General features: G+C 71.0%; 25 protein-coding genes. 10 read left to right on the forward strand and 15 right to left on the reverse strand.

What is annotated here, in order from left to right; translation table 11 throughout:
* Positions 1-80 (forward strand): DALR anticodon-binding domain-containing protein (locus AV521_RS53090; RefSeq protein WP_218639420.1); only part of this gene is annotated, 80 nt, incomplete at its 5' end.
* Positions 81-113: 33 nt separating this feature from the next.
* Here AV521_RS53090 and AV521_RS44545 read toward each other — a convergent pair.
* Both AV521_RS44545 and AV521_RS44550 read right to left on the reverse strand, forming a co-directional pair.
* Positions 114-2,024, reverse strand: a complete 1,911-nt coding sequence (locus tag AV521_RS44545; RefSeq protein ID WP_076097646.1) for a P-loop ATPase, Sll1717 family — start codon at positions 2,022-2,024, stop codon at positions 114-116.
* A gap of 54 nt (positions 2,025-2,078) precedes the next feature.
* Positions 2,079-3,032: a YafY family protein gene (locus tag AV521_RS44550; protein ID WP_076097679.1), complete on the reverse strand. Its 954-nt coding sequence runs from the start codon at positions 3,030-3,032 to the stop codon at positions 2,079-2,081.
* Positions 3,033-3,104: 72 nt separating this feature from the next.
* On the opposite strand from AV521_RS44550, the gene AV521_RS44555 reads away from it, so the two are divergent.
* Entirely contained in the window at positions 3,105-3,539 is a 435-nt protein-coding gene (locus AV521_RS44555) for a VOC family protein (RefSeq protein WP_076097647.1), read from the forward strand.
* A 56-nt stretch (positions 3,540-3,595) separates the two neighbouring features.
* Positions 3,596-4,258 (forward strand): zinc ribbon domain-containing protein, encoded by a 663-nt coding sequence (locus AV521_RS44560; protein ID WP_076097648.1) that lies wholly within the window; start codon positions 3,596-3,598, stop codon positions 4,256-4,258.
* A 197-nt stretch (positions 4,259-4,455) separates the two neighbouring features.
* Here AV521_RS44560 and AV521_RS44565 read toward each other — a convergent pair whose 3' ends face one another.
* Entirely contained in the window at positions 4,456-5,571 is a 1,116-nt protein-coding gene (locus AV521_RS44565) for a hypothetical protein (protein ID WP_256725985.1), read from the reverse strand.
* Between the two features lie 177 nt (positions 5,572-5,748).
* Here AV521_RS44565 and AV521_RS44570 point away from each other — a divergent pair, with 177 nt between their 5' ends.
* Complete coding sequence (locus AV521_RS44570; RefSeq protein ID WP_076097650.1) at positions 5,749-6,561, forward strand: DUF4253 domain-containing protein; 813 nt, start codon at positions 5,749-5,751, stop codon at positions 6,559-6,561.
* 22 nt (positions 6,562-6,583) lie between these two features.
* Here AV521_RS44570 and AV521_RS44575 read toward each other — a convergent pair whose 3' ends face one another.
* Together AV521_RS44575 and AV521_RS44580 are read right to left on the reverse strand one after the other, a co-directional pair.
* Positions 6,584-7,822: a PLP-dependent aminotransferase family protein gene (locus tag AV521_RS44575; protein ID WP_076097651.1), complete on the reverse strand. Its 1,239-nt coding sequence runs from the start codon at positions 7,820-7,822 to the stop codon at positions 6,584-6,586.
* A 116-nt stretch (positions 7,823-7,938) separates the two neighbouring features.
* A complete protein-coding gene (locus AV521_RS44580) occupies positions 7,939-9,270 on the reverse strand; it encodes a transcriptional regulator (protein WP_256725986.1) in 1,332 nt (443 codons plus the stop codon).
* A 190-nt stretch (positions 9,271-9,460) separates the two neighbouring features.
* Between AV521_RS44580 and AV521_RS44585 the strand changes: the two genes are divergently transcribed.
* Positions 9,461-10,147: a DUF4232 domain-containing protein gene (locus AV521_RS44585; protein ID WP_076097652.1), complete on the forward strand. Its 687-nt coding sequence runs from the start codon at positions 9,461-9,463 to the stop codon at positions 10,145-10,147.
* Here AV521_RS44585 and hemB read toward each other — a convergent pair.
* Positions 10,137-11,147: a porphobilinogen synthase gene (gene hemB, locus AV521_RS44590; RefSeq protein ID WP_076097653.1), complete on the reverse strand. Its 1,011-nt coding sequence runs from the start codon at positions 11,145-11,147 to the stop codon at positions 10,137-10,139. The genes AV521_RS44585 and hemB overlap by 11 nt on opposite strands.
* A 204-nt stretch (positions 11,148-11,351) precedes the next feature.
* Between hemB and AV521_RS44595 the strand changes: the two genes are divergently transcribed.
* Positions 11,352-12,344 carry a phospholipase D-like domain-containing protein gene (locus AV521_RS44595; protein ID WP_076097654.1) on the forward strand — a complete coding sequence of 331 codons (993 nt, stop codon included), beginning with the start codon at positions 11,352-11,354 and terminating at the stop codon, positions 12,342-12,344.
* Between the two features lie 56 nt (positions 12,345-12,400).
* On the opposite strand, the gene AV521_RS44600 is transcribed toward AV521_RS44595, so the two are convergent.
* From AV521_RS44600 to AV521_RS44615, 4 genes are all read right to left on the reverse strand, one after another.
* Positions 12,401-13,150, reverse strand: a complete 750-nt coding sequence (locus AV521_RS44600; RefSeq protein ID WP_076097655.1) for a hypothetical protein — start codon at positions 13,148-13,150, stop codon at positions 12,401-12,403.
* A gap of 13 nt (positions 13,151-13,163) precedes the next feature.
* Positions 13,164-14,048: a DNA-processing protein DprA gene (gene dprA / locus AV521_RS44605; protein WP_076097656.1), complete on the reverse strand. Its 885-nt coding sequence runs from the start codon at positions 14,046-14,048 to the stop codon at positions 13,164-13,166.
* A 71-nt stretch (positions 14,049-14,119) separates the two neighbouring features.
* Entirely contained in the window at positions 14,120-15,073 is a 954-nt protein-coding gene (locus AV521_RS44610) for a helix-turn-helix domain-containing protein (RefSeq protein WP_076097657.1), read from the reverse strand.
* 264 nt (positions 15,074-15,337) lie between these two features.
* On the reverse strand, positions 15,338-15,796 hold the full coding sequence (locus tag AV521_RS44615) for an ATP-binding protein (protein ID WP_076097658.1): 459 nt from the start codon (positions 15,794-15,796) through the stop codon (positions 15,338-15,340).
* A 128-nt stretch (positions 15,797-15,924) separates the two neighbouring features.
* Between AV521_RS44615 and AV521_RS44620 the strand changes: the two genes are divergently transcribed.
* Entirely contained in the window at positions 15,925-16,758 is an 834-nt protein-coding gene (locus tag AV521_RS44620) for a DUF5753 domain-containing protein (RefSeq protein ID WP_076097659.1), read from the forward strand.
* Positions 16,755-16,937, forward strand: a complete 183-nt coding sequence (locus AV521_RS44625) for a DUF397 domain-containing protein (protein ID WP_076097660.1) — start codon at positions 16,755-16,757, stop codon at positions 16,935-16,937. The genes AV521_RS44620 and AV521_RS44625 overlap by 4 nt, the downstream gene beginning before the upstream one ends.
* A gap of 36 nt (positions 16,938-16,973) precedes the next feature.
* On the opposite strand, the gene AV521_RS44630 is transcribed toward AV521_RS44625, so the two are convergent.
* The 5 genes from AV521_RS44630 to AV521_RS44650 all read right to left on the reverse strand — a co-directional run bounded on the left by AV521_RS44630 (position 16,974) and on the right by AV521_RS44650 (position 22,695).
* Positions 16,974-18,686: a bifunctional uroporphyrinogen-III C-methyltransferase/uroporphyrinogen-III synthase gene (locus AV521_RS44630; RefSeq protein WP_076097661.1), complete on the reverse strand. Its 1,713-nt coding sequence runs from the start codon at positions 18,684-18,686 to the stop codon at positions 16,974-16,976.
* Positions 18,683-19,672 (reverse strand): hydroxymethylbilane synthase, encoded by a 990-nt coding sequence (hemC, locus tag AV521_RS44635; protein WP_076097662.1) that lies wholly within the window; start codon positions 19,670-19,672, stop codon positions 18,683-18,685. Before hemC ends, AV521_RS44630 begins: the two co-directional genes overlap by 4 nt.
* The gene (locus AV521_RS44640; protein WP_076097663.1) at positions 19,669-21,363 is read right to left on the reverse strand and encodes a glutamyl-tRNA reductase; all 1,695 of its coding nucleotides are present in this window, start codon (positions 21,361-21,363) and stop codon (positions 19,669-19,671) included. The genes hemC and AV521_RS44640 overlap by 4 nt, the downstream gene beginning before the upstream one ends.
* Positions 21,360-22,133 carry a redox-sensing transcriptional repressor Rex gene (locus tag AV521_RS44645; RefSeq protein ID WP_076097664.1) on the reverse strand — a complete coding sequence of 258 codons (774 nt, stop codon included), beginning with the start codon at positions 22,131-22,133 and terminating at the stop codon, positions 21,360-21,362. Before AV521_RS44645 ends, AV521_RS44640 begins: the two co-directional genes overlap by 4 nt.
* A gap of 280 nt (positions 22,134-22,413) precedes the next feature.
* Positions 22,414-22,695, reverse strand: a complete 282-nt coding sequence (locus AV521_RS44650; RefSeq protein ID WP_107481190.1) for a glutaredoxin family protein — start codon at positions 22,693-22,695, stop codon at positions 22,414-22,416.
* Positions 22,696-22,813: 118 nt separating this feature from the next.
* Between AV521_RS44650 and AV521_RS44655 the strand changes: the two genes are divergently transcribed.
* Together AV521_RS44655 and AV521_RS44660 are read left to right on the forward strand one after the other, a co-directional pair.
* On the forward strand, positions 22,814-23,743 hold the full coding sequence (locus AV521_RS44655; protein ID WP_076097666.1) for an HAD family phosphatase: 930 nt from the start codon (positions 22,814-22,816) through the stop codon (positions 23,741-23,743).
* A 413-nt stretch (positions 23,744-24,156) separates the two neighbouring features.
* A complete protein-coding gene (locus tag AV521_RS44660) occupies positions 24,157-24,942 on the forward strand; it encodes an ECF subfamily RNA polymerase sigma factor, BldN family (RefSeq protein ID WP_076097667.1) in 786 nt (261 codons plus the stop codon).
* Positions 24,943-24,955 lie beyond the last annotated feature (13 nt).

Genomic DNA, 24,955 nt, shown 5'->3' on the forward strand with positions numbered 1-24,955 from the left:
TCTTCCTGTGCGACATCACGGCCCGCACCCTGCACCAGGGCATGGCTCTGCTGGGCATCAGGACGCCGGAGAAGCTCTGACGGCGTAGGGCGGCTCCGACGGCACAGGGTGGCTCAGATTCCTCCCGAGTTGCTCCCGCTGCCGTAGGAGCCGCCCGCCAGCCGGCGCAGTCGGCGGGCCTCCTCCTCCAGGCGGTGGGCGACCTCCTGCGCGCCTTCCGTGAGACCGCTGGCGGTCAGCTGAGCGGCGAGGGAGGTGAAGTAGTGGGCGGTGGTGAGCAGTTGGTCATTGGCGTCGAAGGACGGTGCGGCTCCCGCCGGGTTCGTGTGGACGTCGTCCAGGACGCGGCTGATCTCCCCGGCGATCTCGTCCCGGGCGTCCTGGGTGAGCGCCACCGCCCGCCCGGTCTGCGCGAGGACGGAGTGACAGGCACGGCTCAGTTCGCTCAGCAGCTGGTCGTCCCGGTTGGTGTAGCTGACCCCGACCGACTGGTAGCCGAAGACATTGCCCTGTACCAGTCGGTCGCCCGCCACGACGGGCTCGTACCGGCGCAGGTCGATCGCGCTGGTCGTGCCGAGGGCCGCCCGGAAGCAGGGGTGGATGTGGAACTCGGTCTCGTGCGGCTGCACGGGCAGGTCGTCGCCGCCGGCGAACACGACGTCGTTGCCGCGCCGCACCCCGAGGAAACCCACGCCGTGGAGGACGTCGATGATCCCGGAGAGGGTCAGCGCGTCGGCGTAGGCGGGGAACAGCCGGTGCAGTGACTCCTCGGCCGCCTCGAAGCGGCTTCGGAGGGCCGTACGGGAGACGACGTACCCGGCGTTCTGGAAGAGCGGGAAAAGGTTCTTCAGGAAGGGGTGGGCGACCAGGTACTCCAGGGACAGGTCCTTCAGCTTCCAGGCGGAGAACTGCAGCCCTGCCTGGCGGACGTCCGCCTCGGTGATGCGGTCACGGCCGTGGGTCAGCCAGGCCGTCTCCTGGCACAGGTTGAGGAACTGGATGGCGTCCCGGGGCCGGGGCAGACAGCGGCCGAAGACATGGGCCGGTGCCTCCTCGCTCTCCACGACCGCCGGGAAGATCTCCCGCCACAGCTGCCCGTCGGTCAGCTCCACGCCGGTGGAGGCCCGTGCCCGGGCCAGCGCGAGGTTCCGCAGCGCCTCCTGTGTCCAGGCGATCCGCAGCTCGTCGCCGTGGAACTTGTCGCCCTCGCCGAAGGACAGCGAGTCGTAGATGTCCGCGCGCAGGAAGAGCAGGAAGCGCACCGCCTGCCCGTACCGGCTCGCCGCGTGCTTGGCGGCCAGCAGCAGCCCGATCACCATGGAGTGGCTGTCCGGCTCGGCCGACCACACCAGCTCCAGCTGGTCGACCATGAGGAGCAGCGGCTCGTGCGCCTCCTCGCATCCCAGGTCGGCGAAGGCGCGGGCCACGCCCCGCTCCACGACCTCCAACTGCCGCTGCGCACGGGCGCCTTCGGACGGCGCCTGGGCGAGATCGAGCCCCGCCTTGATCCCGAACATGTCCAGGGACAGGGAGGTCTGCAGCCCCTTGACGCCCTGTGCCATCCGGTCGCCGAGCCGGTCGCCGTCCAGTTCGCCGTTCTGCTTGAGGAACCGTACGAGCGCCTTCACCGAGCCGGGCCTGCGCCGGTGCGCGTCCTTCGCGTGCGCGACCAGGTGCCGGGCGGCGTGTACGGCGAACACGTACCGCCAGATCAGCGCCTTCGCCGAGTCACCGGGCAGCCCCTGCGGCTCGAACCGCCGGATCGCCTCGCCCGCCGTCTCGTCCGGGGTGACCAGCAGCTTCCCGGCGAGTCCGGTGCCGTCCGCCATCAGCTGCATACAGATGGCGCTCTTCCCGGACCCCTTGCGCCCGATGATCAGCATCTTCCGCCCGGCGACGGCCGCGCTGTAGGCCGAGGTGGGCAGAAATCCGCCGCGCAGCAACAGCCCGTGCCCGTCGTTCACATCCCGCTCGGCGTCCTCACGCCCGAAGTGCAGGCGTGCGAGCAGAGGTTCGTCGGCCATGCCGCCCCCAAGAAGTCGCCCTCAACCAGGAGACACGTTAGCGAGTGCGACGGTTCAGATGGCCGGAAGTCCGGCGTTGTCGTCCAGCAGTTGGCGGGTGCGCCGCACCAGGGCCTCCCGGACCGCCTCCGGCGCGAGGACCCGCAGGGGTGTCCCCAGGCCCAGGAGATAGCGGGCCAGGCCGTCCGGGTCGGGGCCGCCGATGTCGATGATCGTCGCGTCGGGGCCGTCGGGGCGGTGGGTGCCGACCGTGGCGGGGACGAGGCGCAGCGCCTCCCGCGGGGGAAGCGGGACGCGGATGGTCGCGGTCAGCGGGTAGGGGCCGTTCGCGATGTTGCGGGAGACCAGCTGGGCCGGGTCGGGTGGATCGGTCAGGTCCGCCGGGTGGCCGGTGGGCTGGAGGCGGTCGACACGGTCGGCCCGGAAGGTGCGCCACTGTCCCCGGGTCACGTCCCGCGCGACGACGTACCAGAGCCGCCCGGTGTGGACGAGCCGGTACGGATCGACGTCCCGGACCGTGCTCCGCCCCTCTCCATCGGTGTACGACAGCCGGGCCCGCTCCCCGCGCCGGCACGCGGTCGCCAGCTCCAGCAGCAGCCCGGGGCCGATCTGCGGCTTCTCGGCCCCCGGGAGCCGTACGAAGGCGTCGTCCAGCTCTCCCAGGCGGTCCGCGATCCGCCGGGGCAGGACCTGGCGCAGCTTCAGCATCGCGGACAGGGCCGCCTGGTCGCCGCCCAGCGCCGCCTCGCTCAGCCCCACCGCCACGGCCAGGGCCTCCTCGTCGTCGAGGATCAGCGGCGGTACGCGGGAGCCGGCGCGCAGACGGTAGCCGCCCCAGGGGCCGGCCTCGGAGTCGACGGAGTAGCCGAGGTCACGGAGCCGGGCGACGTCCCGGCGGACCGTGCGGTCGGTGACCTCCATGCGGTCGGCCAGTTCGGCGCAGGTCCAGGAGGGGCGGGAGGAGAGCAGGGAGAGGAGGCGGAGAAGGCGGGCGGACGCGCTGAGCACGCGCAGGAGTCTGGCACACGCCCAGCCCAACCAGGACCGGAACTGTCCTGGTCATGTCCTAGGTTCCTCTCCATGACCGCAGAGACTTCTTCCGCATCCGCATCCGCATCCGCATCCGCATCCGCATCCGCACCCGCACCCGCACCCGCGTTCCGCTACGCCGCCGTCACCTTCGACTGCGCCGACCCCGCCGAAATGGCCCGCTTCTACGGCGAGTTGCTCGGCATGTCGGTCCTCTACTCCGCCGACGACTTCGTCCTGCTCGGCAAGGAGGGCGCGACCGGCCTCGGTTTCAACCGCCTCGCCGACTACCGCCCGCCCACCTGGCCGGACCCCGCGCAGGAGAAGCAGGCGCACATCGAACTGGGCGTGGACGACCTGGACATCGCCGAGAAGCGGCTGCTGGAACTGGGGGCCGGTAAGCCGGAGTTCCAGCCGCGGCCGGACCGCTGGCGGGTGCTGCTGGACCCGGCCGGGCACCCGTTCTGCATCACGACCCTGGTCTGACCGCACCCGGCTATACACTCCCCGCGGGGTTCACTTTCTCTGGGGGGACGGTCGCCATGGGCACCGAGATCTACTTCAGCAACAACTACCGTGACCTGTGCATAGAGCACGGTACGGGGGCGGGTTTCCAGTTCGAGTTCAACTGCTCGCGCTGCTGGGACACCTGGCGTTCGCCGTTCGAGCCGTTCCGGGCCGGGCAGGTGGCCGGGTGGCTGTCCCGGGGCGTGAACGCGGCGTGGTCACTCATCGGCGGCAGCGCCACGCAGGGGGTGACCAACGCCGCGGACGGGCTGGCCGGGGCGAGCTTCGGCGGCCAGCGGGACGCGGCGTTCACCCGCGCGATCGAGAACGCGCAGGGCCATTTCAACCGCTGCCCGCGCTGCACCGGTTATGTCTGCGCCCGCTGCTGGAACGCGGGGCAGGGGCTGTGCCTGAACTGCTCCCCGGACACCGCGGCGGAGGCGCAGGCGGCGCAGCAGCGGGGGCTGAACGACATGGTCACCCAGCGGGCGTACGACGTCGGCCAGCAGCAGGGCGCCGGGTACGACGTCACGAGCCCGCGCCAGCTCGTCTGCCCCAACTGCCGTACGGAGACGCGGGGCGGCGCGTTCTGCCATGGCTGCGGCCACCGTCTCGCACAGACCACGAACTGCGCGTCCTGCCACGCCGCCCTCCCGGACGACGCCGCCTTCTGCCCGTCCTGCGGCACCAGGCACTGACGGCGGGGCCCTGGGGGAAGGGCCTACGGCAGGGCGAAGGGGCACCACACCGCCTTGCCGCCGCGGAAGAGCAGTGGCCCAGCCCGGCATCGGGCCGTACCCTCCGCCGACGAAGCGAACGCAGCCGGCCCGGACCAGTGGGCCTGAGCCGGCCGCTTCCCCCTGGCCGCCCGGTCAGGAAGCGGGCGGCTCGACGGTCAGCTACGGATGAGGTTGCCGTCGACTTCCTCACGGTGTGACGACCGCTTCCGTCTGCCGCGAGGCGTCCGCTGGGGCCAGAGCAGGACGTACGCCGCCGATCCGATGCAGAAGGCCAGCCGGATGAGGCCCCGGGTGGAGTCCGAGGGGACCACGAGGGCGCTGCCGTAGAGGGAGATGAGGGCTATCCAGCTGACCCACGGGACCAGGCGGCGCTGGCCGATGGAGTCCCAGAGGAGCGTGCCGAGGAGGACCGAGGCGTTGTAGTACGTGTACACGCTCGGGTCCAGCATGATGCGCGCGTCGACCGCCAGGAAGACCACCGCCGGCCAGCGGTTGCGGCGTACCGCGAGCGCGCCCAGGGCCGCGCCCAGGGCCATCTGGGCGGGGCGGTCCCACGGTGGTGTCGCGGGGTCGTTCACACCGAACCAGCGCAGCGAGGACGCCGGCTGGTTGGGGATGGTGAAGCGGGCCGCCTGCAGGGTGTCCAGGTGGGTCAGATAGAAGGGCAGCCAAGCCACCGCCACCAGGCCGAAGGCCCAGGCCGCCGAGCGCAGCCGGGCCGGACGGGGCAGGGCGAGAAGGAGGGGCAGGAAGCCTACGGCCCAGGGTTTGGAGTCGACCGCCAGGGCCAGGAAGACGCCCACCGCCGTCGCGTTGCCGCGGACCAGCGCGCGGACGGCGAGCGTGGCGAAGAAGAGGGCCAGGACGTCGTCGAGGTGGGCGAAGCGGACCGAGACCTCGACCCACATGGGTATGAAGGCGGCTCCGGCGATCAGGACACGCTGTTGCAGGCGTTTGTGATTGAGGCCGGTGCCCCGGTTGTAGTCGGCGGCGGCGCGGCCGACCAGGACCAGCATGTACAGGCCAAGGCCTGACATGAACGCGTCGGCCAGTTTCTCACCGACGGCGGCGGGGAACGGTGCGAAGAGTCCGGCGACTATGAAGCTGACGGGACCTATCTGCAGGTCGGGGTGGTTGGCGTAGAGCGCCAGACCGCCGCCGGATGCCTGGTTGAAGAGCAGTTGCTCGCCGGTTCTCAGATAGTGCCAGGAAATGGCGCCATGGCGTTCGGCCACGAAGAACCAGATGGCCGTCCACAGGGTGAGCAGCACAATATGCCACCTCACCGGGTAACGCCCGTTCAGCACGTTCCGTCCTTCCGCCACCCGTCAACCATCGTCACCCGTCCCCATCACAGCATCATCTGGTAAGAGCAGGTTCGGCGGGGGCCGGTTCATCGGAGAGGCGGGCCAACGGCGTTGTCAGTGGCGGCCTCTACAGTCACGGTCATGGCGACTCTTCCCAACCCGCTGCCCAAGCTGGCCACCGACCCCAGCGGCCGTTCCCTGGGGCTTCAGCTGCCGCCCGGCAGACTGGTCGATCTGACAGATGACGGCCCTTGGCATGAGCCTCTGCTGTGGCACGCGGAGAAGGCGGCCGCGCCGGGCACCTGGAAAGCGCTGGGGGTGCCGGCGGCGCGGGCCGGTCTGCTGCCGGTGCTCGTGGGGGTGGGAGGCAGCCAGGGCGGACCCGCGGAGTGGGAGCTGATGCCCCGGCTGATGTCTTACCCGGGCGATCACGACGCCGAGGACGTCCTCGCCGAGTACTGGGAGGACTGGACGGAGGAGGGCTGGGGCGAGGAGGTCGAGCCGTTCGGGGCCGCGTGGCCGGGACTGGCGCCCGCACCCACCCCGACCGCAGATCCCGACACACGCGCGGCCCAGGTGGCCGACTCGCTCACGGACGCCCCGCCCCAGTGGTTCCGGGAGACGCACCTCGCCCTGGTCCCGGCCCGCCGGTCCGCCGACATACCCGCGGCGATCGGCTGGGCCGGTCCGCTGAACCACGACAACGACGTGGCCCGGCTGTGCGCCGTCCTCCGCTCGTGGGAGGACCGCTTCGGCATGCGGGTGGTGGGGCTCGGCTTCGACACCCTGGTGGTGTCCGTCGCGGCCCCGCCCGCCACGCTCGCCGACGCGGAGGCGGTGGCCGCCGAACACTTCGCCTTCTGCCCGGACAACATCACCCAGGGCAGCGCGAGCCTGCGGGACTACGCCAAGAGCCTGGTCGGCGTCCCCACCTGGACCTTCTGGTGGGACTGACCCGCCCGGCAAGGTCCGGCGCTCAGCCCCCGAGCCCCCGCCCCAGCCTGCGCAGCCCCTCCGTGATCTCCTCCGGTGTCTGGGTGACGAAGCACAGCCGGAGGGTGGAGCGCTCGGGCTCGCCCGCGTAGAAGGGCGCGCCGGGGACGTAGGCCACGTTCTGCTCGACCGCGCGGGGCAGCAGCGCGAGGGTGTCGTACGACTCCGGCAGGCGCGCCCAGAGGAACATGCCGCCCTCGGGCCGGCTCCACCGCGAGCCCGCCGGGAGGGCGGCCGGCAGGCCCGCCAGCATGGCGTCACGGCGTGCGCCGTACACGGCCCGCACCCGCTCCACATGGGCGTCGAGGACGTTCAGGCAGCGGGCGGCGGCGAGCTGGTTGAGGGTCGGGGTGTGCAGGTCCGCCGCCTGCTTGGCCACCGCGCACGCCCGGCGCAGCTCGGCGGGCGCGCGCAGCCAGCCCAGGCGCAGGCCGGGGGCCATCACCTTGGAGAAGGAGCCGAGGAGCACGGTCCGGTCCGCGGCACCGGGCAGCGCGGTGATCCAGGGGACGCGCTCGCCGTCGTAGCGCAGCTCGCCGTACGGGTCGTCCTCGATGATCCACAGGCCCTGGCGGGCGGCCGCTTCGGCGACCGCCGCGCGACGCGGCGCGGGCATCGTACGGCCGGTGGGATTCTGGAAGGTCGGGACCAGGTAAAGGAGCTTCGGGCGCTCGCGGCGGATCGCCTCCTCCAGGGCGGCCGGGTCCACTCCGTCCGCGTCGCCCGGCACGGCCACCACGCGCGCGCCCGCGAGGCCGAAGACCTGTAGTGCCGCCAGATAACAGGGGTCTTCGACCAGGACCGTGTCGCCGGGTTCGAGCAGCGCCGTCGCCAGCAGGGACAGGGCCTGCTGGGAGCCGGTGGTGACGAGCAGGCCGTCGGGGGTGGTGGGCAGGCCGCGGGCGGTGATCCGCGCGGCCAGGCCCTCCCGCAGTGCAGGCTCGCCCTCCGTCGTGGAGTACTGCAGCGCCTGCGCCGGGGTGTCCGCAAGGACCTCCTGGAACGCCGCCGCTATGCCGTCCCGGTCGAAGAGTTCCGGCGCCGGCAGCCCGCCCGCGAAGTTGATCATCTCGGGGCGCGCGGTGACCGCGAGGATGTCCCGCACGGGCGAACCGCCCACCCTGCGGACACGCGCGGCGAGCGGCGGGACGGGGGCGGGAGCCAGGAAGGAGGCGTGGGCCGGGGCGGTGGTGTCGGCCGGGGCGGGCTGGGCGACGGTCATGGCGCGGCTCTCTTTCGGTCCTGGGACTTCTGCCCTGGGACCTGTCGGGCGGCTCGGGAACTGTCAGGCTAGAAAGACGCGTGCTGTCTACACCGGTCATTCCGCGATCCGGACGGTCAGCTCGCGTCCGTACCCGACTCCGCTTCCCACTTCTCGCCGCCCAGTGGGAAGGCGTACGCGGGCCGCCCGTTGTTGCCGCTGGTGCGGAACAGGCGGCCGCCGTCGTCGATCCGCAGTGTGCCGTGGCGCGTCCCGCTGGACCACGACAGCTCCAGGTACCAGCTGACGTCGTACGCGGAGGCATCGGCCGTGACGTAGAAGACCTCGGGGTCCGACCGGCTCACCTTGAACGGGAAGCCCTGGTGACCGGCCTCCGGTACGGCCGCGGGGCGCAGGGCGTCCAGGGCGACCGTGAAGGCCCGGGTCGGCACGCCCCCGCCGCAGCCCACGCCCGGATAGCCCATGGCGTAGTCGTTCCAGGCGAGCGGCGCCCGCCGGCCGGCCATGCGCACCGACAGCCCCTCCAGGACGACGGTGTCCGAGCCGGTGCCCTGCACGGTGAACGTGACGTACTGCTCCCCCGCCGAGACCGCCTTGTGCACGGCCACCCAGGCGGGCGCGTCCTGCTCCAGCGGGGGCGGGGAGACGTCGGCCGGGGCGCGGTCGATCAGATAGTGCTGGGAGCAGGGGTCCTGCCAGGCGTAGGGGTGGGTGGTGACCGCCAGGGGCGGGGCGGCGCCGGTGCCGCCGTCGTCGGGCGTACGGCCCGTGTGCGGAGCGATCGCCCTGTCCCCGGACGGCGTGCCGGGGTCCTGGGGCGAGGTCCTGGACGGGGACGGGGAGGCCGAGCGGGTGGAGTCCGTCGCGTGCGGGGCGCCGGCGCCCGGTGCGTGCTGCCGTGCGGCGCCGGCCGGGCCGCCCCTTCCGTCCGCCTCCGCGCCGCCGGAGGGGAGGGTGAGGGCGAGCGCCACGCTGCCGAGCAGAGCGGTGGAGGCGAGGGCGGCGAGGAGAACGGTCCGGGTACGACGCCGGGGGCGGGCACCCGACTCGGGCTGCGGGTCCGGTTCCGGTTCCGGTTCCGGTTCCGGGACAACCCCCGCCTGGGACACCGGCTCGGGGACATCCGGAACCTGAGGCACCAGCTCCTGGACAGGCACCGCCGGCTCCGGCGCCCCCTGCTGCACCGGCTGCTTCCTCCCCCGCCCCGCGTCCGCCAGCACCCACCTCCGGTGCAGCTCCACGAGTTCCTCGGGCGTGGCCTTGCACAGGCGGGCCAGGCGCTCCACGGGGGCGTAGTCGGTCGGTACGGCGTCGCCGTTGCAGTAGCGGTGCAGCGTCGACGTACTCATGTGGAGCCGCTTGGCCAGCGTGCCGTAGCTGTGCCCGGAGCGGTTCTTCAACTCCCGCAGAAGGTCAGCGAAATCGCTGTCCATGGTGCCGTCCGCCACCGTTCCCCCTCCCCCCTCGTCCCAGCCCGGCATTCCAGGGAGGGACTGTTTTCCCAGGTCAGAGCCTATGTGGCCGTTCCAGTGTCCCGGATTGCCCGGTGCCTCTGGCCGCCGGGACGAGGCTCCGCACAGGCTGTGGCTCATCCAAACACGCCAACCGGCCCAGCCCGAAAGAGGACTTGCCATGCGTATGCGCCACATCCGTCTGCTCGCCGCCACCGGCACCGCGGTGGCCGCCCTCGCGCTCAGCGCGTGCGGTGGCGACGGGACGGGGACGAAGGACGAGGGCGCCTCGCGGCCGGTGTCACCGACGACGACAGCGGGCCGGACGCCCTCCGCCACCCCCACCACCGCGGCCGGCGCAGGGACGGCGAACAGCACCCCGGTGACCCGCACCCACGCCCCGGGCACCAGGACGGGCGGCACCAGGACGACCGGCACCGGCGGCCCGGTCGTGCTGTGCAACGGCGCGAACACCACCGTCACGGCCCGGCCGGTCTCCCGGCCCCTGAACCACATGCTGATCACGGTGAGGAACACCGGCGCCAAGACCTGCGAGCTGACGTACTACCCGGTCCTGCGCTTCGACGAGATGCAGTGGGCCCCGCAGGCGGCGAAGGACACCCAGCCGCAGGCCGTGACGACCCTGGCGCCCGGCGAGTCGGGATACGCGGGTGTGCTGCTGTCGGCCGCCGACGGCAGCGGCCAGGGCGGCACGACCGGCCACAGGCTGACGGTGATGTTCCAGGGCCGCACGCCGAACAGCGACGGCGGCCCCTCCGCGACCCCGGCCCTGCCGGCGAAGGGCGTCTACTACGACAGCTCGCTGACGATGACGTACTGGCAGCAGAACGCGGACGACGCCCTCAACTGGTGAGTGGGGACTGGCGGAGCTTCTGGGCGGCCTCGGTCGCCCAGTAGGTGAGGATGTTCCGTGCCCCGGCCCGCTTGATGCCGGTCAGGGTCTCGAAGATGGCCCGGTCCCGGTCGACCCAGCCCTTCTCGGCGGCGGCCTCGATCATCGAGTACTCGCCGGAGATCTGGTAGGCGGCGACGGGCACCTCCACGGCGTCCGCGACCCGGGCGAGGATGTCGAGGTACGGCCCGGCCGGCTTGACCATGACCATGTCCGCGCCCTCCTCCAGGTCCAGGGCCAACTCCCGCAGGGATTCACGCCAGTTGGCGGGGTCCTGCTGGTAGGTCTTGCGGTCGCCCTGGAGCGAGGAGGCGACGGCCTCGCGGAAGGGGCCGTAGAAGGCGGAGGAGTACTTGGCGGTGTAGGCGAGGATCGCCACGTCCTCGCGCCCGATCTGGTCGAGCGCGTCGCGGACGACGCCGATCTGGCCGTCCATCATCCCGCTCGGGCCGACCACGTGCGCACCGGCGTCGGCCTGCACCTGCGCCATCTCCGCGTACCGCTCCAGGGTCGCGTCGTTGTCGACGCGGCCCTCGGCGTCCAGCACCCCGCAGTGCCCGTGGTCGACGGTCTCGTCCAGGCACAGGTCGGACATGACGAGCAGGTCGTCGCCGACCTCGGCGCGCACGTCCCGGATGGCGACCTGGAGAATCCCGTCCGGGTCGGTCCCCGGAGTCCCGAGTGCGTCCTTCTTCTCCTCCTCCGGCACGCCGAACAGCATGATGCCGGAGATCCCGGCCTGCACGGCCTCCAGCGCGGCCTTCTTCAGGCTGTCGCGGGTGTGCTGGACGACACCGGGCATGGCGGCGATCGGCACGGGCTCGCTCACGCCCTCCCGGACGAACGCCGGGAGGATGAAGTCGGCCGGGTGCAGTCGCGTCTCGGCGACCATGCGGCGCATGACGGGCGAGGTCCGCAGCCGCCGGGGACGTGAGCCGGGAAACGATCCGTACTTCGTCATGCCTTCTACGCTACGCCCGGTCGGCCCCCGCCTTTGCCGACGCCCTGTCGGCCCAAGAGGGGCACAGCAGAACCTCCATAGAGAGTTTTTACGCTCTCCTGGCTGTCCCTGGATCCGCGCGACTCCCCAGCGTTCTACGCGCGTGGTGTCATGCACGCGCCACCCCCACTCCGGCGAACTCTCCCCACCCATCAGGAGTCACGCATGCTGCGGAAGGTCCTCACCCGCGCGGCCATCGCCCTCGCCGCCGGCACCGCCGTCGTCGCCACCGCCGTCCCCGCGAACGCGGCGAGCTACTCGGCGTTCGCCTTCTCCCGGACGGGCGGCCAGCCCACGATCTACGACTTCGTCAACTCGGCCACCAGCACGCTCGACATGACCATGTACGAGCTGGAGGACACCACGGCCGTCAACGACCTCATAGCCGTGAAGAACAAGGGCGTCACGGTCCGCGTGATCCTCGACCGCCAGCACCAGAGCGCCAACAACCCGGCCTACACGTCCCTGAAGAACGCGGGCGTCGGCGTCGTCTGGTCCTCCTCCGCCTACGTCTACACCCACCAGAAGACGATCACGGTCGACGGCACCAAGTCCCTGGTCCTGACCGGCAATCTGACCTCGCAGTACTACACGACCGGCCGCGACTACGGCGTCTTCACCGACGACACGAGGGATGTGGCGGCGATAGAGAAGGTCTTCGACGCCGACTACACGGCGACGTCCGTCACCCCCACCGACGGCGACCACCTCCTGTGGTCCCCCACCGACTCACGCAGCCGCCTGGTGTCCTTCATCAACTCCGCGGCCAAGACGCTCGACGTGGAGGAGCTGGAGTTCAGCGACAGCACGGTGGTCGACGCGATCGTGGCCCGCGCCAAGGCAGGCGTGAAGGTCCGCGTGGTCCTGGAGAATCCTTCCAGCTACTCCAGCGAGGTCTCCGCCATCAAGGCCGCCGGCGGCACGGTCGTCGGCTACTCCGACCCGGGCGGCTTCTACATCCACGCCAAGGCGATGGTCGCCGACTACGGCCTGTCCACCCAGGAGGTCGAGGCCGGCTCCATGAACATCAGCAGCAACTCCCTGAGCAGCAACAGGGAGTTGGGCATCATCCTCACCGGCACGGGCGTGGCCCAGCCGGTGGCGAGCACGATCGAGACGACGTTCGACAGCGACTACGCGGGCGGTACGGCGGCGTAGTCACGGAACGGCCGGGCGGGCACCTCCACCGCCCGCTCGGCCTCCCGCGACCCTGGTCAGGAGTGGTCCCAGGGACGCAGCGGGCACGCGCCCCAGGAGAAGCGGCGTAATCGCGCCTGCGCGACGTGCTCGGCCGTGTCGCCGTAGTCGACGTTGAGGTGGCGACCGAGAACCACGACGGCCACACTGCCGGCACCGGCCGCTTTCAGCGCGGCCGCTGCGGACTGCGCGTGGTTGCCGGTGGCCCAGGTGTCATCGATGAGCAGGACGTTTTCACCCCGGAGTGCCGTTGACGCATAGCGCCTGGAAGAGGCCGCCCGGCCCAGGTGGGCCGCCTCCGGTGTCGGGGCGAGCAAGTCGCGGTGGCGGTCCCGGGTGACCCCGGCCATTTCGGCGACCAAAGCACGCAGGGGATGGCCCGGACGCCCACTGGTGCTGGGCACCGTGGTCACGATGCCGAAGGAGGGCACCGCGCAGTGAGTACTGATGCACTCCTCGTGCAGAGCGAGAAAGCGCCATAGAACAGCTGCGAGCCCCATGCGGAAGTGCTGCCGCTGAGGTCCCGCCGCGTTCTTATAGCGCCAGAGTTCGTTGGCGTACTGCTCGCCCTTGAGGGCCAGGCTGACAGGAACGACGGCGTCGGCCATTCCCGCTCCGAGAAGCTTGGCGGCCTCGTTGCACCGCAGACAGGTTCGATACCCGACCTTGGCAGGACCTCGGCAGACCCGACACACGCCCGGGCCGGGCAGCAGCGGGTGGACCAGAAAGTTGGCGTAGCGGGCGGACAGCCCGACGACGGTTGCCACGCTGGTCCGCCGGTCAGGTCCAGGTCAGCTCGCCCGTGGTGGGGACGAGGGAGTCGAGGTGGCGGAAGACGTCGTCCGGGCCGTCGATGACAGTCGTGTTGGGCCTGGTGGCGTACTCCCTCGCCCATTCGTGGGACATCAGAGAGCGCATGAGGAACACCCGGCGGCCGTGCTCCAGCGCGAGTCGGGCCTGCATCCGGGCGCCGCTGCGGTACGCGGCCTCGATCACGACGGTGGCCAGGCTGTAACCGCTCATCACCGCGTTGCGCATGGGGAAGGACGTCTTCGAGGGAGGGGCGTCCGGCCAGAACTGCGAGATCAGCAGCCCCTTTTCGGCGATCTCCCGCTGGAGCCGTGCATTCTGGGCCGGGTAGACGTGGCGCAGACCGGTTCCGATCACGGCGACGGTGCGGCCACCGGTGGCCAGCGCACTGCCGTGCGCGGCGGTGTCGATACCTGCCGCCAGCCCGCTGACGACGGTGACACCGCGCTCGGCGAGACCCCCCGCGATCGCACGGGCATGGGCGACGCCCTCCGGGGTGGGCGTGCGGGTACCGACGACAGCGACGCGCAGGTCGTCGTCGGCCGTCGTTCCCCGGAGGAACAGCAGAGGGGGACGCTGATGGACCAGCCGCAGGTAGAGCGGATAGTCAGGATCGAGGATCGTGACCAGCCGCATGCCCTCACGCTCCCAGTCGGCGATCTCCGCCGCGACCTTCTCCAGATCGACACAGGGCCCGGTGCCGAAGAGCGTTCCCTGCCCCGAGAGATCGAGTGAATTTTCGAGAACATCCCGGGCGCTTCCGACCGTCTCCACCTGGTCGGTGACCTCGGACCAGGGGCGATCGTCACGCCGCAGCAGCGCAACAAGGGCGGCTCGCTCCAGCTCCTGGTCCATGCCGCAAGTATAGGAACGGCTCCCCCTGCGGCGGGCGGCTTGCGCAGCGGCAACGGACCGATACAGCAGCCTCATGCGACGCATGCCCCCTCGCTCGGCACCGCCCGGTCAGCACGGCAGTCGCGGCAACGGCCGGGGCGTGGGGAGCGGAAGGCGCGGTCGCAGCCGTCGCAGTTCTGAAGAGGCTCGGATCGACGGACGGGTCCGGTGGCCACCCCGGTGGCCGGTGAGGGCGCGGGGCGGGCGGGGAGGGGTACCGGCAACATCGCATCGAGCCGGTAGGCGAGCACACCGGCCGGGTGCCGCATGTCCTCGGGGAGATCGGCACTCAAGGCGCTGTGAACGGCGATGTCCGTGGCTCCGACCTCGAACCAGGCGGCGACTGCGGGAGCGAGTCGGTCCACCTGTCGCTGGGAAAGGGCGAGACGTTCGTCGGTACGGCGCAGGCCCGCGAGCAGGGCGACGGCCCTGTCGTGATGCCGGTCGCGGGGGCCGCGCTCCTTCGACCCGGCTTCGGGTTCGGGTTCGGGCGTGTCCCGGTGGGGCGATTGGTCGTCCTCCTTGGGCGTTTCCGTTACCTCCGCGCCTGCCACGGGCCGGCGGCCGTGGGTACGGGTCGTCGCGGGACGCCCGGCCACACGAAGGGGCGCGGGGGAACCGTTGGCAGGGGTGTGGTGGACGTACGTCCGTGTGACCAGGCGGCCCGACTCCGTGTGCTCGCGGACCCGCGCCAGATAGCCGTGTGCCTCCAGCTCGCGCAGCGCGGACGCGATCCGCTCCCGTCCCTCGGGGAAGCGGTCGGCGAGGCTGCGGATGTCGACCGGGGTGCCCTCGGGCACCGACAGGATGTGGGTCGCGAGTCCGATGGCGGTCAGCGACAGCTCCCGGTGCTGGGCGAGGTGGTTGCCGACGACCACGTACTGACCGGACTGGTACGTGCGTACGTGGGTGACACCGGAGTGGGTGGTGGATCGGCGAACACCCTGAATCGGGCGCAGGGCGGCGTTAGGCTTCTTCTCAGCCATGGGGAAGGTCCTGCTTCCTCGTTGGTCAGGCCCTCGCACTGGGATTGCCGTCCCGGCGGGGGCCGATGCATGTATGGGGCTTGTGTCTTGCGAGGCGCATATGCCTCGGGGTGAGACTGCATGCCCGAGCCGCCGCCGCGCCAGCCGGATCGACCGCATTCACCCGGCCGGGTGACCTACGCGGGGTTTGGTTTGGTTGGTTGGTATTTTCCCCGGGTTCTTAGGTCTTTTACGGCCCGCAACCCCGGCCCCTGCACCACCGGATCACGGACTCCCCGGCTCCGGTGCGAAGTGCGCCGACGCGTCGGCCGTATCGATCTCCGCCCACACCGTCTTGCACGGCACCGGTCCGTGCCGCACGCCCCAGCGGTCGGCCAACTCCTCGACGAGCAACAGGCCGTAGCCGGACTCGGCCGGTTCGGCCACGACGCCCTCCCGTACGGGCTCCGCGTCCCTACGCGCGTCGGTGACCTCGATACGCAGCACCCTCTGCTCCGTCACCGTGAGAGCGAGCCGGAAACTCCGGCCGGAAACCCTGCCGTGCAGTGCGGCATTCGCCGCGAGTTCGGCGACGACCAGCCGTGCGGGGTCCAACGGCAGCCCCCAGGAACCCAGTTGCTCGGCCGCGAGCAGCCGGGCGAGCCGGGCCCCGCGCCGGGCCGGGGAGAGCGGGACGACGAACTGGTGCACCGGAGTGCCGAGGGTGGAGATTTGCTCGTTCACATCACTCAGCGTGTCCGGGCGTGCATAGCCTGTGAAGAACGGCGACCCGTGCGGACGGGGGCTGTCCGTGCGGTGTCCGGTCACGTCCGGGCCGTACGGGGTGACTGGTGACGGGAGGGACGGCGGACGTGAGCGACTGGGACGCGGGGCTGGAGGACGACGAGGCTGGAGCCGTCATGCGGACGGTCTCGCGGCAACTGAAGCTGTGGCGGGAGGCAGCCGGCCTCACCCAGGCGGAGTTCGGGACGGCCATCGGCTACGGGGAGGAGCTGGTTTCCTCGGTGGAGCGGAGACGACGCATTCCACGGCCCGAGTACCTGGACGCGGCGGACGAGGTGCTGGCCGCGGGCGGCAAGATCGCGGCGATGAAGCAGGACGTGGCGGAGCTTCGGTACCCGAAGAAGGTCCGGGACGTGAAGCGGCTGGAAGCCGCAGCAGTGGAGATCTGCTCCTACAACAACTCGATTGTGGATGGGCTCCTCCAGACCCGGGAGTACGCGCGGGCCGTCATCGGATCTCGGCGACCGCCCTTCACAGTGGATGAGTTGGAGCGACAGGTGGCCGCACGACTCGCTCGCCAGGAGATCATCAGCACCGCAACGGCCGAGCCACTCTTCAGTTTTGTGCTGTGCGAGTCGACGCTACGGCGACCGATCGGGGGCAAGATGGTCATGCGCGGGCAGCTCGAACGGCTGTTGGAGGTGGCCCAGTTGCCCAACGTCGACCTGCAAGTCCTCCCCCTCAGCAGCGAGGAGAACTCGGGGCTCGGCGGCCCCTTCCGGCTGCTGAAACTCAAGGACGGGGCGACCGTGGCACTGAGCGAAGCAGCGTTCATCAGCCGCGTGTTCTGCAACCCCAAGGAGACCACCGTCGGCGACATGCGCTATGGGATCATCCGAGCGCAGGCTCTCACGCCACGGGAGTCATTGGCCCTGATCGACAAAGTACTTGGAGAGACATGAGCCTCAAGCTGAAGTGGATGAAGAGCAGCTACAGCTCGGACGACGGCCCGTCCTGCGTCGAGGTGGCCACCGTCCCCGACCAGATCCTCGTCCGCGACTCCAAGAACCCCACCGGCCCCCGCCTCGCCCTCACCCCCACCGCCTGGGCGACCTTCCTGCCGTACGCCGCCGACCACTGAGCGTGCGGGTGCCCTGGACAGGGCACCCGCCACACCTCACGTCGTCGTACGACGCCTCCGCGCCCCCGGTCGCCGCTCGCTCGGCCGCGTCACCGGATCCCCCGCCTCCACCGCGGCGGCGCGCCGCTTCATCCCGAAGTCGGCCAGCGCCTCCGCCAGCTTGTGCACGGACGGCTCCGGAGCCATGACATCGACGCGCAGACCGTGCTCCTCAGCGGTCTTCGCCGTAGCCGGACCGATGCACGCGATCACCGTCACGTTGTGCGGCTTGCCCGCGATACCCACCAGGTTCCGCACCGTGGACGACGACGTGAAGAGCACCGCGTCGAAGCCACCCCCCTTGATCGCCTCCCGCGTCTCCGCCGGCGGCGGCGAGGCCCGCACGGTCCGGTACGCCGTGACGTCGTCGACCTCCCAGCCCAGCTCGATGAGCCCGGCCACCAGCGTCTCCGTGGCGATGTCGGCACGCGGCAGGAAGACGCGGTCGATCGGGTCGAACACCGGGTCGTACGGCGGCCAGTCCTCCAGCAGACCCGCGGCCGACTGCTCCCCGCTCGGCACCAGATCCGGCTTCACGCCGAAGGCGACCAGCGCCTTCGCGGTCTGCTCGCCCACCGCGGCCACCTTGATACCCGCGAAGGCACGCGCGTCGAGGCCGTACTCCTCGAACTTCTCCCGGACCGCCTTCACCGCGTTGACCGACGTGAAGGCGATCCACTCGTACCGCCCGGTGACCAGGCCCTTGACGGCACGTTCCATCTGCTGAGGCGTGCGCGGCGGTTCCACCGCGATCGTCGGCACCTCGTGCGGTACGGCCCCGTACGACCGCAGTTGGTCGGAGAGCGACGCCGCCTGCTCCTTCGTACGCGGCACGAGCACCTTCCAGCCGAACAGCGGCTTGGACTCGAACCACGACAGCTGGTCGCGCCGGGCAGCGGCGGAACGCTCGCCGACCACGGCTATGACCGGCCGCCCGCCGTCCGGCGACGGCAGCACCTTCGCCTGCTTCAGCGTCTGCGCGATCGTGCCGAGCGTCGCCGTCCAGGTGCGCTGGCGGGTCGTCGTACCGGCGATCGTCACCGACAGGGGGGTGTCGGGCTTGCGGCCCGCCGACACCAGTTCACCGGCCGCCGCGGCCACCGCGTCCAGGGTCGTGGACACGACGACCGTGCCGTCGGAGGAGCCCACCTCGGTCCAGCACCGGTCCGAGGCCGTACGGGCGTCCACGAACCGGACGTCCGCACCCTGCGCGTCCCGCAGCGGCACCCCGGCGTACGCGGGCACGCCGACCGCGGCCGCGACACCGGGGACGACCTCGAAGGGCACCCCGGCTGCGGCGCAGGCGAGCATTTCCTCGGCCGCGTACGTATCCAGTCCCGGGTCCCCGGACACCGCACGGACGACCCGCCTGCCGCCCCGCGCAGCCTCCATGACAAGATGAGCCGCATCCCGGGCAGCGGCCGGGAAAGCGGCGGTTGTTGACGTGCCGTCAACAACCGTCAGCTGGGGCGTGCCCGTGCCCGGCGGCGAGATCGCGGAGGGATTCGCGTCCGTCTGCACAACGGAGACGCCCTGTCGGGCGTGCGTCCGGATCACGTCGAGCACCTCGTGCTCGGCGACCAGGACGTCCGCGTTCGACAGCGCCTCCACGGCGCGCAGAGTCAGCAGTCCCGGATCTCCGGGTCCGGCACCCAGGAAGGTGACGTGCCCGTGTTCCGGACCGGCGGCAGGAAGGGCGGTGGGGCTCACTGTGCTCGCTCCCCCATCAGACCGGCCGCGCCCTGGGCGAGCATCTCGGTGGCGAGTTCGCGACCGAGTGCCATCGCTTGGGTCTCCGTCTGGGGCACGGAACCGGTGGTGGACAGCTGCACCATACGAGTGCCGTCGGTCGTGCCGACGACGCCGCGCAGGCGCATTTCTTTGACAATCTGCCCGTCGGCCAGGAGGTCGGCCAGCGCGCCCACGGGGGCGGAGCAGCCGGCCTCCAGGGCGGCGAGCAGTGACCGTTCGGCGGTCACGGCGACCCGGGTGAACGGGTCGTCGAGCTCACCGAGCGCGGCGATGAGGGCAGTGTCTTGGGCGGTGTTCCCCGCCCTGCACTCGATCGCCAGTGCCCCCTGGCCGGGGGCGGGCAAAACCGTGTCGACCGACAGGAAGTCGGTCACTTCGTCGATGCGGCCGATCCGGTACAGTCCGGCCGCGGCGAGCACGACGGCGTCCAGCTCGCCGTCCCGCACATACCCGATCCGCGTATCCACATTCCCCCGGATCGGGACCGTCTCGATGTCGAGGCCGTGGGTGCGGGCGTACGCGTTCAGCTGTGCCATGCGGCGCGGCGAACCGGTGCCGATGCGGGCAGCCCCCTTCGGGGAGGACGCAGCCAGGTCCGTGAACTTGAGGGCATCGCGGGCGATGATCACGTCCCGCGGGTCCTCGCGCTGCGGTATCGCGGCCAGGACCAGTTCCTCGGGCTGCGCGGTGGGCAGGTCCTTGAGCGAATGAACCGCGAAGTCGACCTCGCCCCGCACCAGCGCGTCGCGCAGCGCCGTCACGAAGACGCCGGTGCCACCGATCTGCGCCAGCTGCTCGCGGGAGGTGTCGCCGTACGTGGTGATCTCGACCAGTTCGACGGGCCGCCCGGTCACCTGGCGGACGGCCTCCGCCACCTGACCGGACTGGGCCATGGCGAGCTTGCTCCGCCGGGTCCCCAGCCTCAGGGGTGCCTTGTCAGTCATGCCGGTCGGTCCTTCTTGTCTGTGCTGTCCCCGGCCCGGGAGACGGCGGCGACCGTCTCGGGGTCGAGGTCGAACAGGGTGCGCAGCGCGTCCGCGTACCCGGCGCCGCCGGGCTCGGCCGCGAGCTGCTTGACCCGTACGGTCGGCGCGTGCAGCAGCTTGTCGACGACCCGGTGCACGGCCTGCCGGATCTCGCCGCGCTGGCGTTCGTCCAGGTCGGGCAGGCGGCCGTCGAGCCGCGCGATCTCACTGGCGACGACGTCGGCGGCCATGGTGCGCAGCGCGACCACGGTCGGCGTGATGTGCGCCGCCCGCTGTGCCGCGCCGAAGGCCGCGACCTCGTCGGAGACGATACGCCGGACCTGGTCCACATCGGCCGCCATCGGCGCGTCGGCGGAGGCTTCCGCCAGCGACTCGATGTCGACCAGCCGCACCCCGGCCAGCCGGTGCACGGCCGCGTCGATGTCGCGGGGCATGGCCAGGTCGAGGAGGAAGAAGAAGGGCGCGGGGCGCTCGGCCACCGGCTCCGGCTTGCGCCGCTCGGGGATCCGGCCCACCGTGGCGGCGGTCGCGGCGAGCGCGGTGATCAGCTCGGCGTCCGCCTCGGGCGTACGGCGCTCCCGGCGGTCGATGGTCCCGCCCGCCACCCAGGCCGCGTGCTGCTCCAGGGTGGCCGCGTCCATACCGGCGACGGCGGCCTCGCCCATGAGGGAGAAGCCGGGCTGTACGGCGGCCAGGTCCAGCGGGCAGTTCTCGTCGCTGCCGACGCTGGTGGGCGGCAGCGGGGCGACGGGGGCCTTCGGGGTCGTACGACCACTGTCCGCGGCTTCGGCGACGACCGGCTGCCCGGTACGGCCCTCGACCGCGTGCGCGACCGCCTCCGCCGTGAGCACCAGGCCCGTCGCCCCGGTACAGGAGACGACGACGTCGGCACGTGTCAGCTCGTGCGGTACGGCGTCCATCCGTACCGCACGGGCGGCCACCGCGTTGTCGTCGGCCTCGGTCAGTATCTGCGCGAGCCGCTCGGCGCGTTCGAAGGTGCGGTTGGCGACGACGACCTCGGCGACCCCGGCCCGCGCCAGCGTCGCCGCGGCCAGAGAGGACATCGACCCGGCGCCGATGACCAGCGCATTCTTGCCCGCGGCCCAGTCCTCGACGGCTCCGCCGACGGCCAGCTGCTGCAGGCCGAAGGTGACCAGGGACTGCCCGGCGCGGTCGATACCGGTCTCGGAGTGGGCGCGCTTGCCGACCCGCAGGGCCTGCTGGAACAGGTCGTTCAGCAGCTTGCCGGCGGTGTGCAGCTCCTGCGCCTGGGCCAGCGAGTCCTTTATCTGCCCGAGGATCTGACCCTCGCCGACGACCATCGAGTCGAGCCCGCACGCCACCGAGAAGAGGTGATGAACGGCCCGGTCCTCGTAATGGACGTACAGATAGGGCGTGAGCTCCTCCAGTCCCACACCGCTGTGCTGGGCGAGCAGCGTGGACAGCTCGGCGACACCGGCGTGGAACTTGTCCACGTCGGCGTACAGCTCGATGCGGTTGCAGGTGGCGAGCACCGCGGCCTCGGTGGCCGGCTCGGCGGCGACCGTGTCCTGCAGCAGCTTGATCTGGGCGTCCGCGTTCAGCGCGGCCCGCTCCAGCACGCTCACCGGCGCGCTGCGGTGGCTCAGTCCGACGACGAGGAGACTCATGCCGGCATCACGGCGGGTACGTCCCCGTCGGGCCCCTGATCGGTGGAGTCGCCACGGGTGGCGGCGGGCTGCGCGCCGTCGCCCACAGCGGTCTCCATGGCGGTCTCCTCGCCGGCCTTGCGCTGCTCGTGGAAGGCGAGGATCTGGAGTTCGATCGAGAGATCGACCTTGCGCACGTCGACACCGTCGGGGACGGACAGCACGGTCGGCGCGAAGTTCAGGATGGAGGTGACCCCGGCGGCCACGAGCCGGTCACAGACCTGCTGGGCGGCGCCGGCGGGGGTGGCGATGACACCGATGGACACGCCGTTGTCCTGGATGATCTTCTCCAGGTCGTCCGTGTGCTGCACCGGAATGCCGGCGACCGGCTTTCCGGCCATCGCCGGATCGGCGTCGATGAGGGCCGCGACCCTGAAGCCACGGGAGGCGAACCCGCCGTAATTGGCCAGGGCGGCGCCGAGGTTACCGATACCGACGATGACAACCGGCCAGTCCTGGGTCAGGCCGAGTTCACGGGAGATCTGGTAGACGAGATACTCCACGTCGTAGCCGACACCGCGCGTTCCGTAGGAGCCCAGGTACGAGAAGTCCTTGCGCAGCTTGGCGGAGTTGACCCCCGCCGCGGCCGCCAGCTCCTCGGAGGAGACCGTGGGTACCGAGCGCTCCGACAGTGCGGTCAGGGCTCGGAGGTACAGCGGAAGCCGGGCGACGGTGGCCTCGGGAATCCCTCGGCTACGGGTCGCCGGTCGGTGTGTTCGGCCAGTTGCCACGGTGCTCCTGCGGGTAGAGCGGGGCTGCAGGCGGTCATACGTCCCCAGACCGCCCCGTCGACAGCAGGCTATGTCTTTGTGAACGCGTGCACAAAGATGGTGTCCGATTTGCCCGGCAGAAGTGACCGGGGTCACGCGCCTTTCACGCCCTCGTCGGGAACCGGCGCATACGCACCGACGTTCCTTCGTTACTGGGGGCAAAACCGCACACGCTCCTCACGAATCCCGCCCCCGAGATCAGACCGCCGTCGATCCTAAGCGACTTTCGGGCTGGTTTGGACTAGTCGGTCAGTGCCCGTCGCAGCCGCTCCTCGTTCACGCGCCAGAAGGTGTGCTGTTCTCCATCGATCAGTACGACCGGGATCTGCTCCCAGTACCGGTCGTGCAGGGCACGGTCCTCGGTGATGTCCCTGGGCTCCCAGGTCACACCGAGTTCGCCGCAGACCTTCTCGATCACGACCTGTGCGTCGTCGCACAGATGACAGCCGGGCTTGCGGATCAGCGTGACGAGCCGCTCACGGGGGTCGGCCTTGCGCCGGAAAAGTGGACTCATACCGGCCATTCTCGCGCCTGCCGTGCACACTTCTGATCAGCCCTTTAACGGCCCGGTCGCGGAGAGTTCACACCCTTCAAACCCTGGCGACCGAGGAAGCACCGAACAAACTGGCTATGCTCACGACATGGCCGCTCTCGGATGGCTCACCCCCCGTAGGCGCTCCGCCACGGCGCGCAGCGTGTTGGCAGGCGAGGCCTCGGCGGAGGCTGCCCGCAAGTCCTCGCAGGAAGCGCAGGAAACTCCGCAGGTCACCGACTCGGAACCGGAGTTCCCGGTCCGGGGCGACGACAAGGCGGCCGCCTTCTTCGACCTCGACAACACCGTGATGCAGGGCGCCGCGCTGTTCCACTTCGGCCGGGGCCTGTACAAGCGGAAGTTCTTCGAGACACGCGACCTCGCCAGGTTCGCCTGGCAGCAGGCCTGGTTCCGGCTGGCCGGCGTCGAGGACCCCGAGCACATGCAGGACGCCCGCGACTCGGCGCTGTCCATCGTCAAGGGCCACCGGGTCGCCGAGTTGGAGTCCATCGGCGAGGAGATCTACGACGAGTACATGGCCGACCGCATCTGGCCCGGCACCCGCGCCCTGGCCCAGGCCCACCTGGACGCCGGTCAGAAGGTATGGCTGGTCACGGCGGCCCCGGTGGAGATCGCCCAGGTGATCTCCCGCCGCCTCGGCCTCACGGGCGCGCTGGGCACGGTCGCGGAGTCGGTGGGCGGCATCTACACGGGCAAGCTGGTCGGCGAGCCGCTGCACGGCCCGGCGAAGGCGGAGGCGGTACGCGCCCTGACGGCAGCCGAGGGCCTGGACCTCTCCCGCTGCGCGGCCTACAGCGACAGCCACAACGACATCCCCATGCTCTCCCTGGTCGGCCACCCCTACGCCATCAACCCCGACGCCAAGCTCCGCAAACACGCCCGCGAGAAGGACTGGCGCCTGCGCGACTACCGCACGGGGCGCAAGGCGGCGAAGGTGGGCATCCCGGCGGCGGCGGGCGTCGGCGCGGTCGCCGGTGGCACCGCAGCCGCGATCGCACTGAGCCGACGCCGCCGATAGCACCGGTATCCGCTCGTCCAAGGGCTGATCGCCGCCGGGAGCATGGGCCATTGCCGAGTGCGGGTGCGTGGCGGGCCGGTCGCTCCCCCAGGGAACCGCAGCACCCCCGACCCCCGCATTCCCCGCGCCCCTCCAGGGCGCCACGCGCGCCCGAATTATGCCGCGGCCATTTCAACACGCCCTGTACTTCACCGAAAGCCGCACCTTTCCGATCAACAACCGATCATGCTGCGGCACTTGATAGGCCGTCAATCGGTAACAGAAGCGACGCAATCGATGATTTGAGCAACTCGGTGTAGCAGTGCCTGCACGAAGCGTTATTCTCCTCAGACGCAAACCGGTACCTCTCCGTCGCTACGACGGGTGAACGGTCCCGCACTGCACGTGATGGAAGCTCTGCCTCTGGGAGTCCCGTGTACCCACACGTCGGGGTTGACGCCTCGGGCCTGGCTACGCTGCGCGCAACAGTCGCAACGGTCAAAGAGACGCTGCGCGGCCTCGTCCCCACCGCGTACGCCGTCCCCGCCTTCGCCGCCGCCATGCCCACCGGCCCGTGCTACGCACTGGCCGACGGCAGCGCCGCCGTCGGCAGACGAGGGCGCTCCGCCGGCGCGGGCGCCACCACCACCCGCCGACCGGCCGCCGACAGCGACAGCGCCCGGATGATGGACCTGGTCGAACGCGCCCAGGCGGGCGAGGCCGAAGCCTTCGGCCGGCTGTACGACCAGTACAGCGACACGGTGTACCGGTACATCTACTACCGCGTAGGCAGCCGGGCCACCGCCGAGGACCTCACCAGCGAGACCTTTCTGCGGGCGCTCAGAAGGATCGGCACCTTCACCTGGCAGGGCCGCGACTTCGGCGCCTGGCTGGTGACGATCGCCCGGAACCTCGTCGCCGACCACTTCAAGTCCAGTCGCTTCCGCCTGGAGGTCACCACCGGCGAGATGCTCGACGCCAACGAGGTCGAGCGCTCCCCGGAGGACTCCGTCCTTGAGTCGCTTTCCAACGCCGCGCTCCTCGACGCCGTACGCCGGCTCAACCCGCAGCAGCAGGAGTGTGTGACACTCCGCTTTCTGCAGGGCCTCTCGGTCGCCGAGACCGCCCGCGTCATGGGCAAGAACGAGGGCGCCATCAAGACCCTCCAGTACCGCGCCGTACGCACTCTGGCCCGGCTTCTGCCGGACGACGCGCGCTGAGCCGCAGCCCGCG

It is taken from the genome of Streptomyces sp. IMTB 2501, assembly GCF_001953885.1.
Lineage (GTDB): Bacteria > Actinomycetota > Actinomycetes > Streptomycetales > Streptomycetaceae > Streptomyces.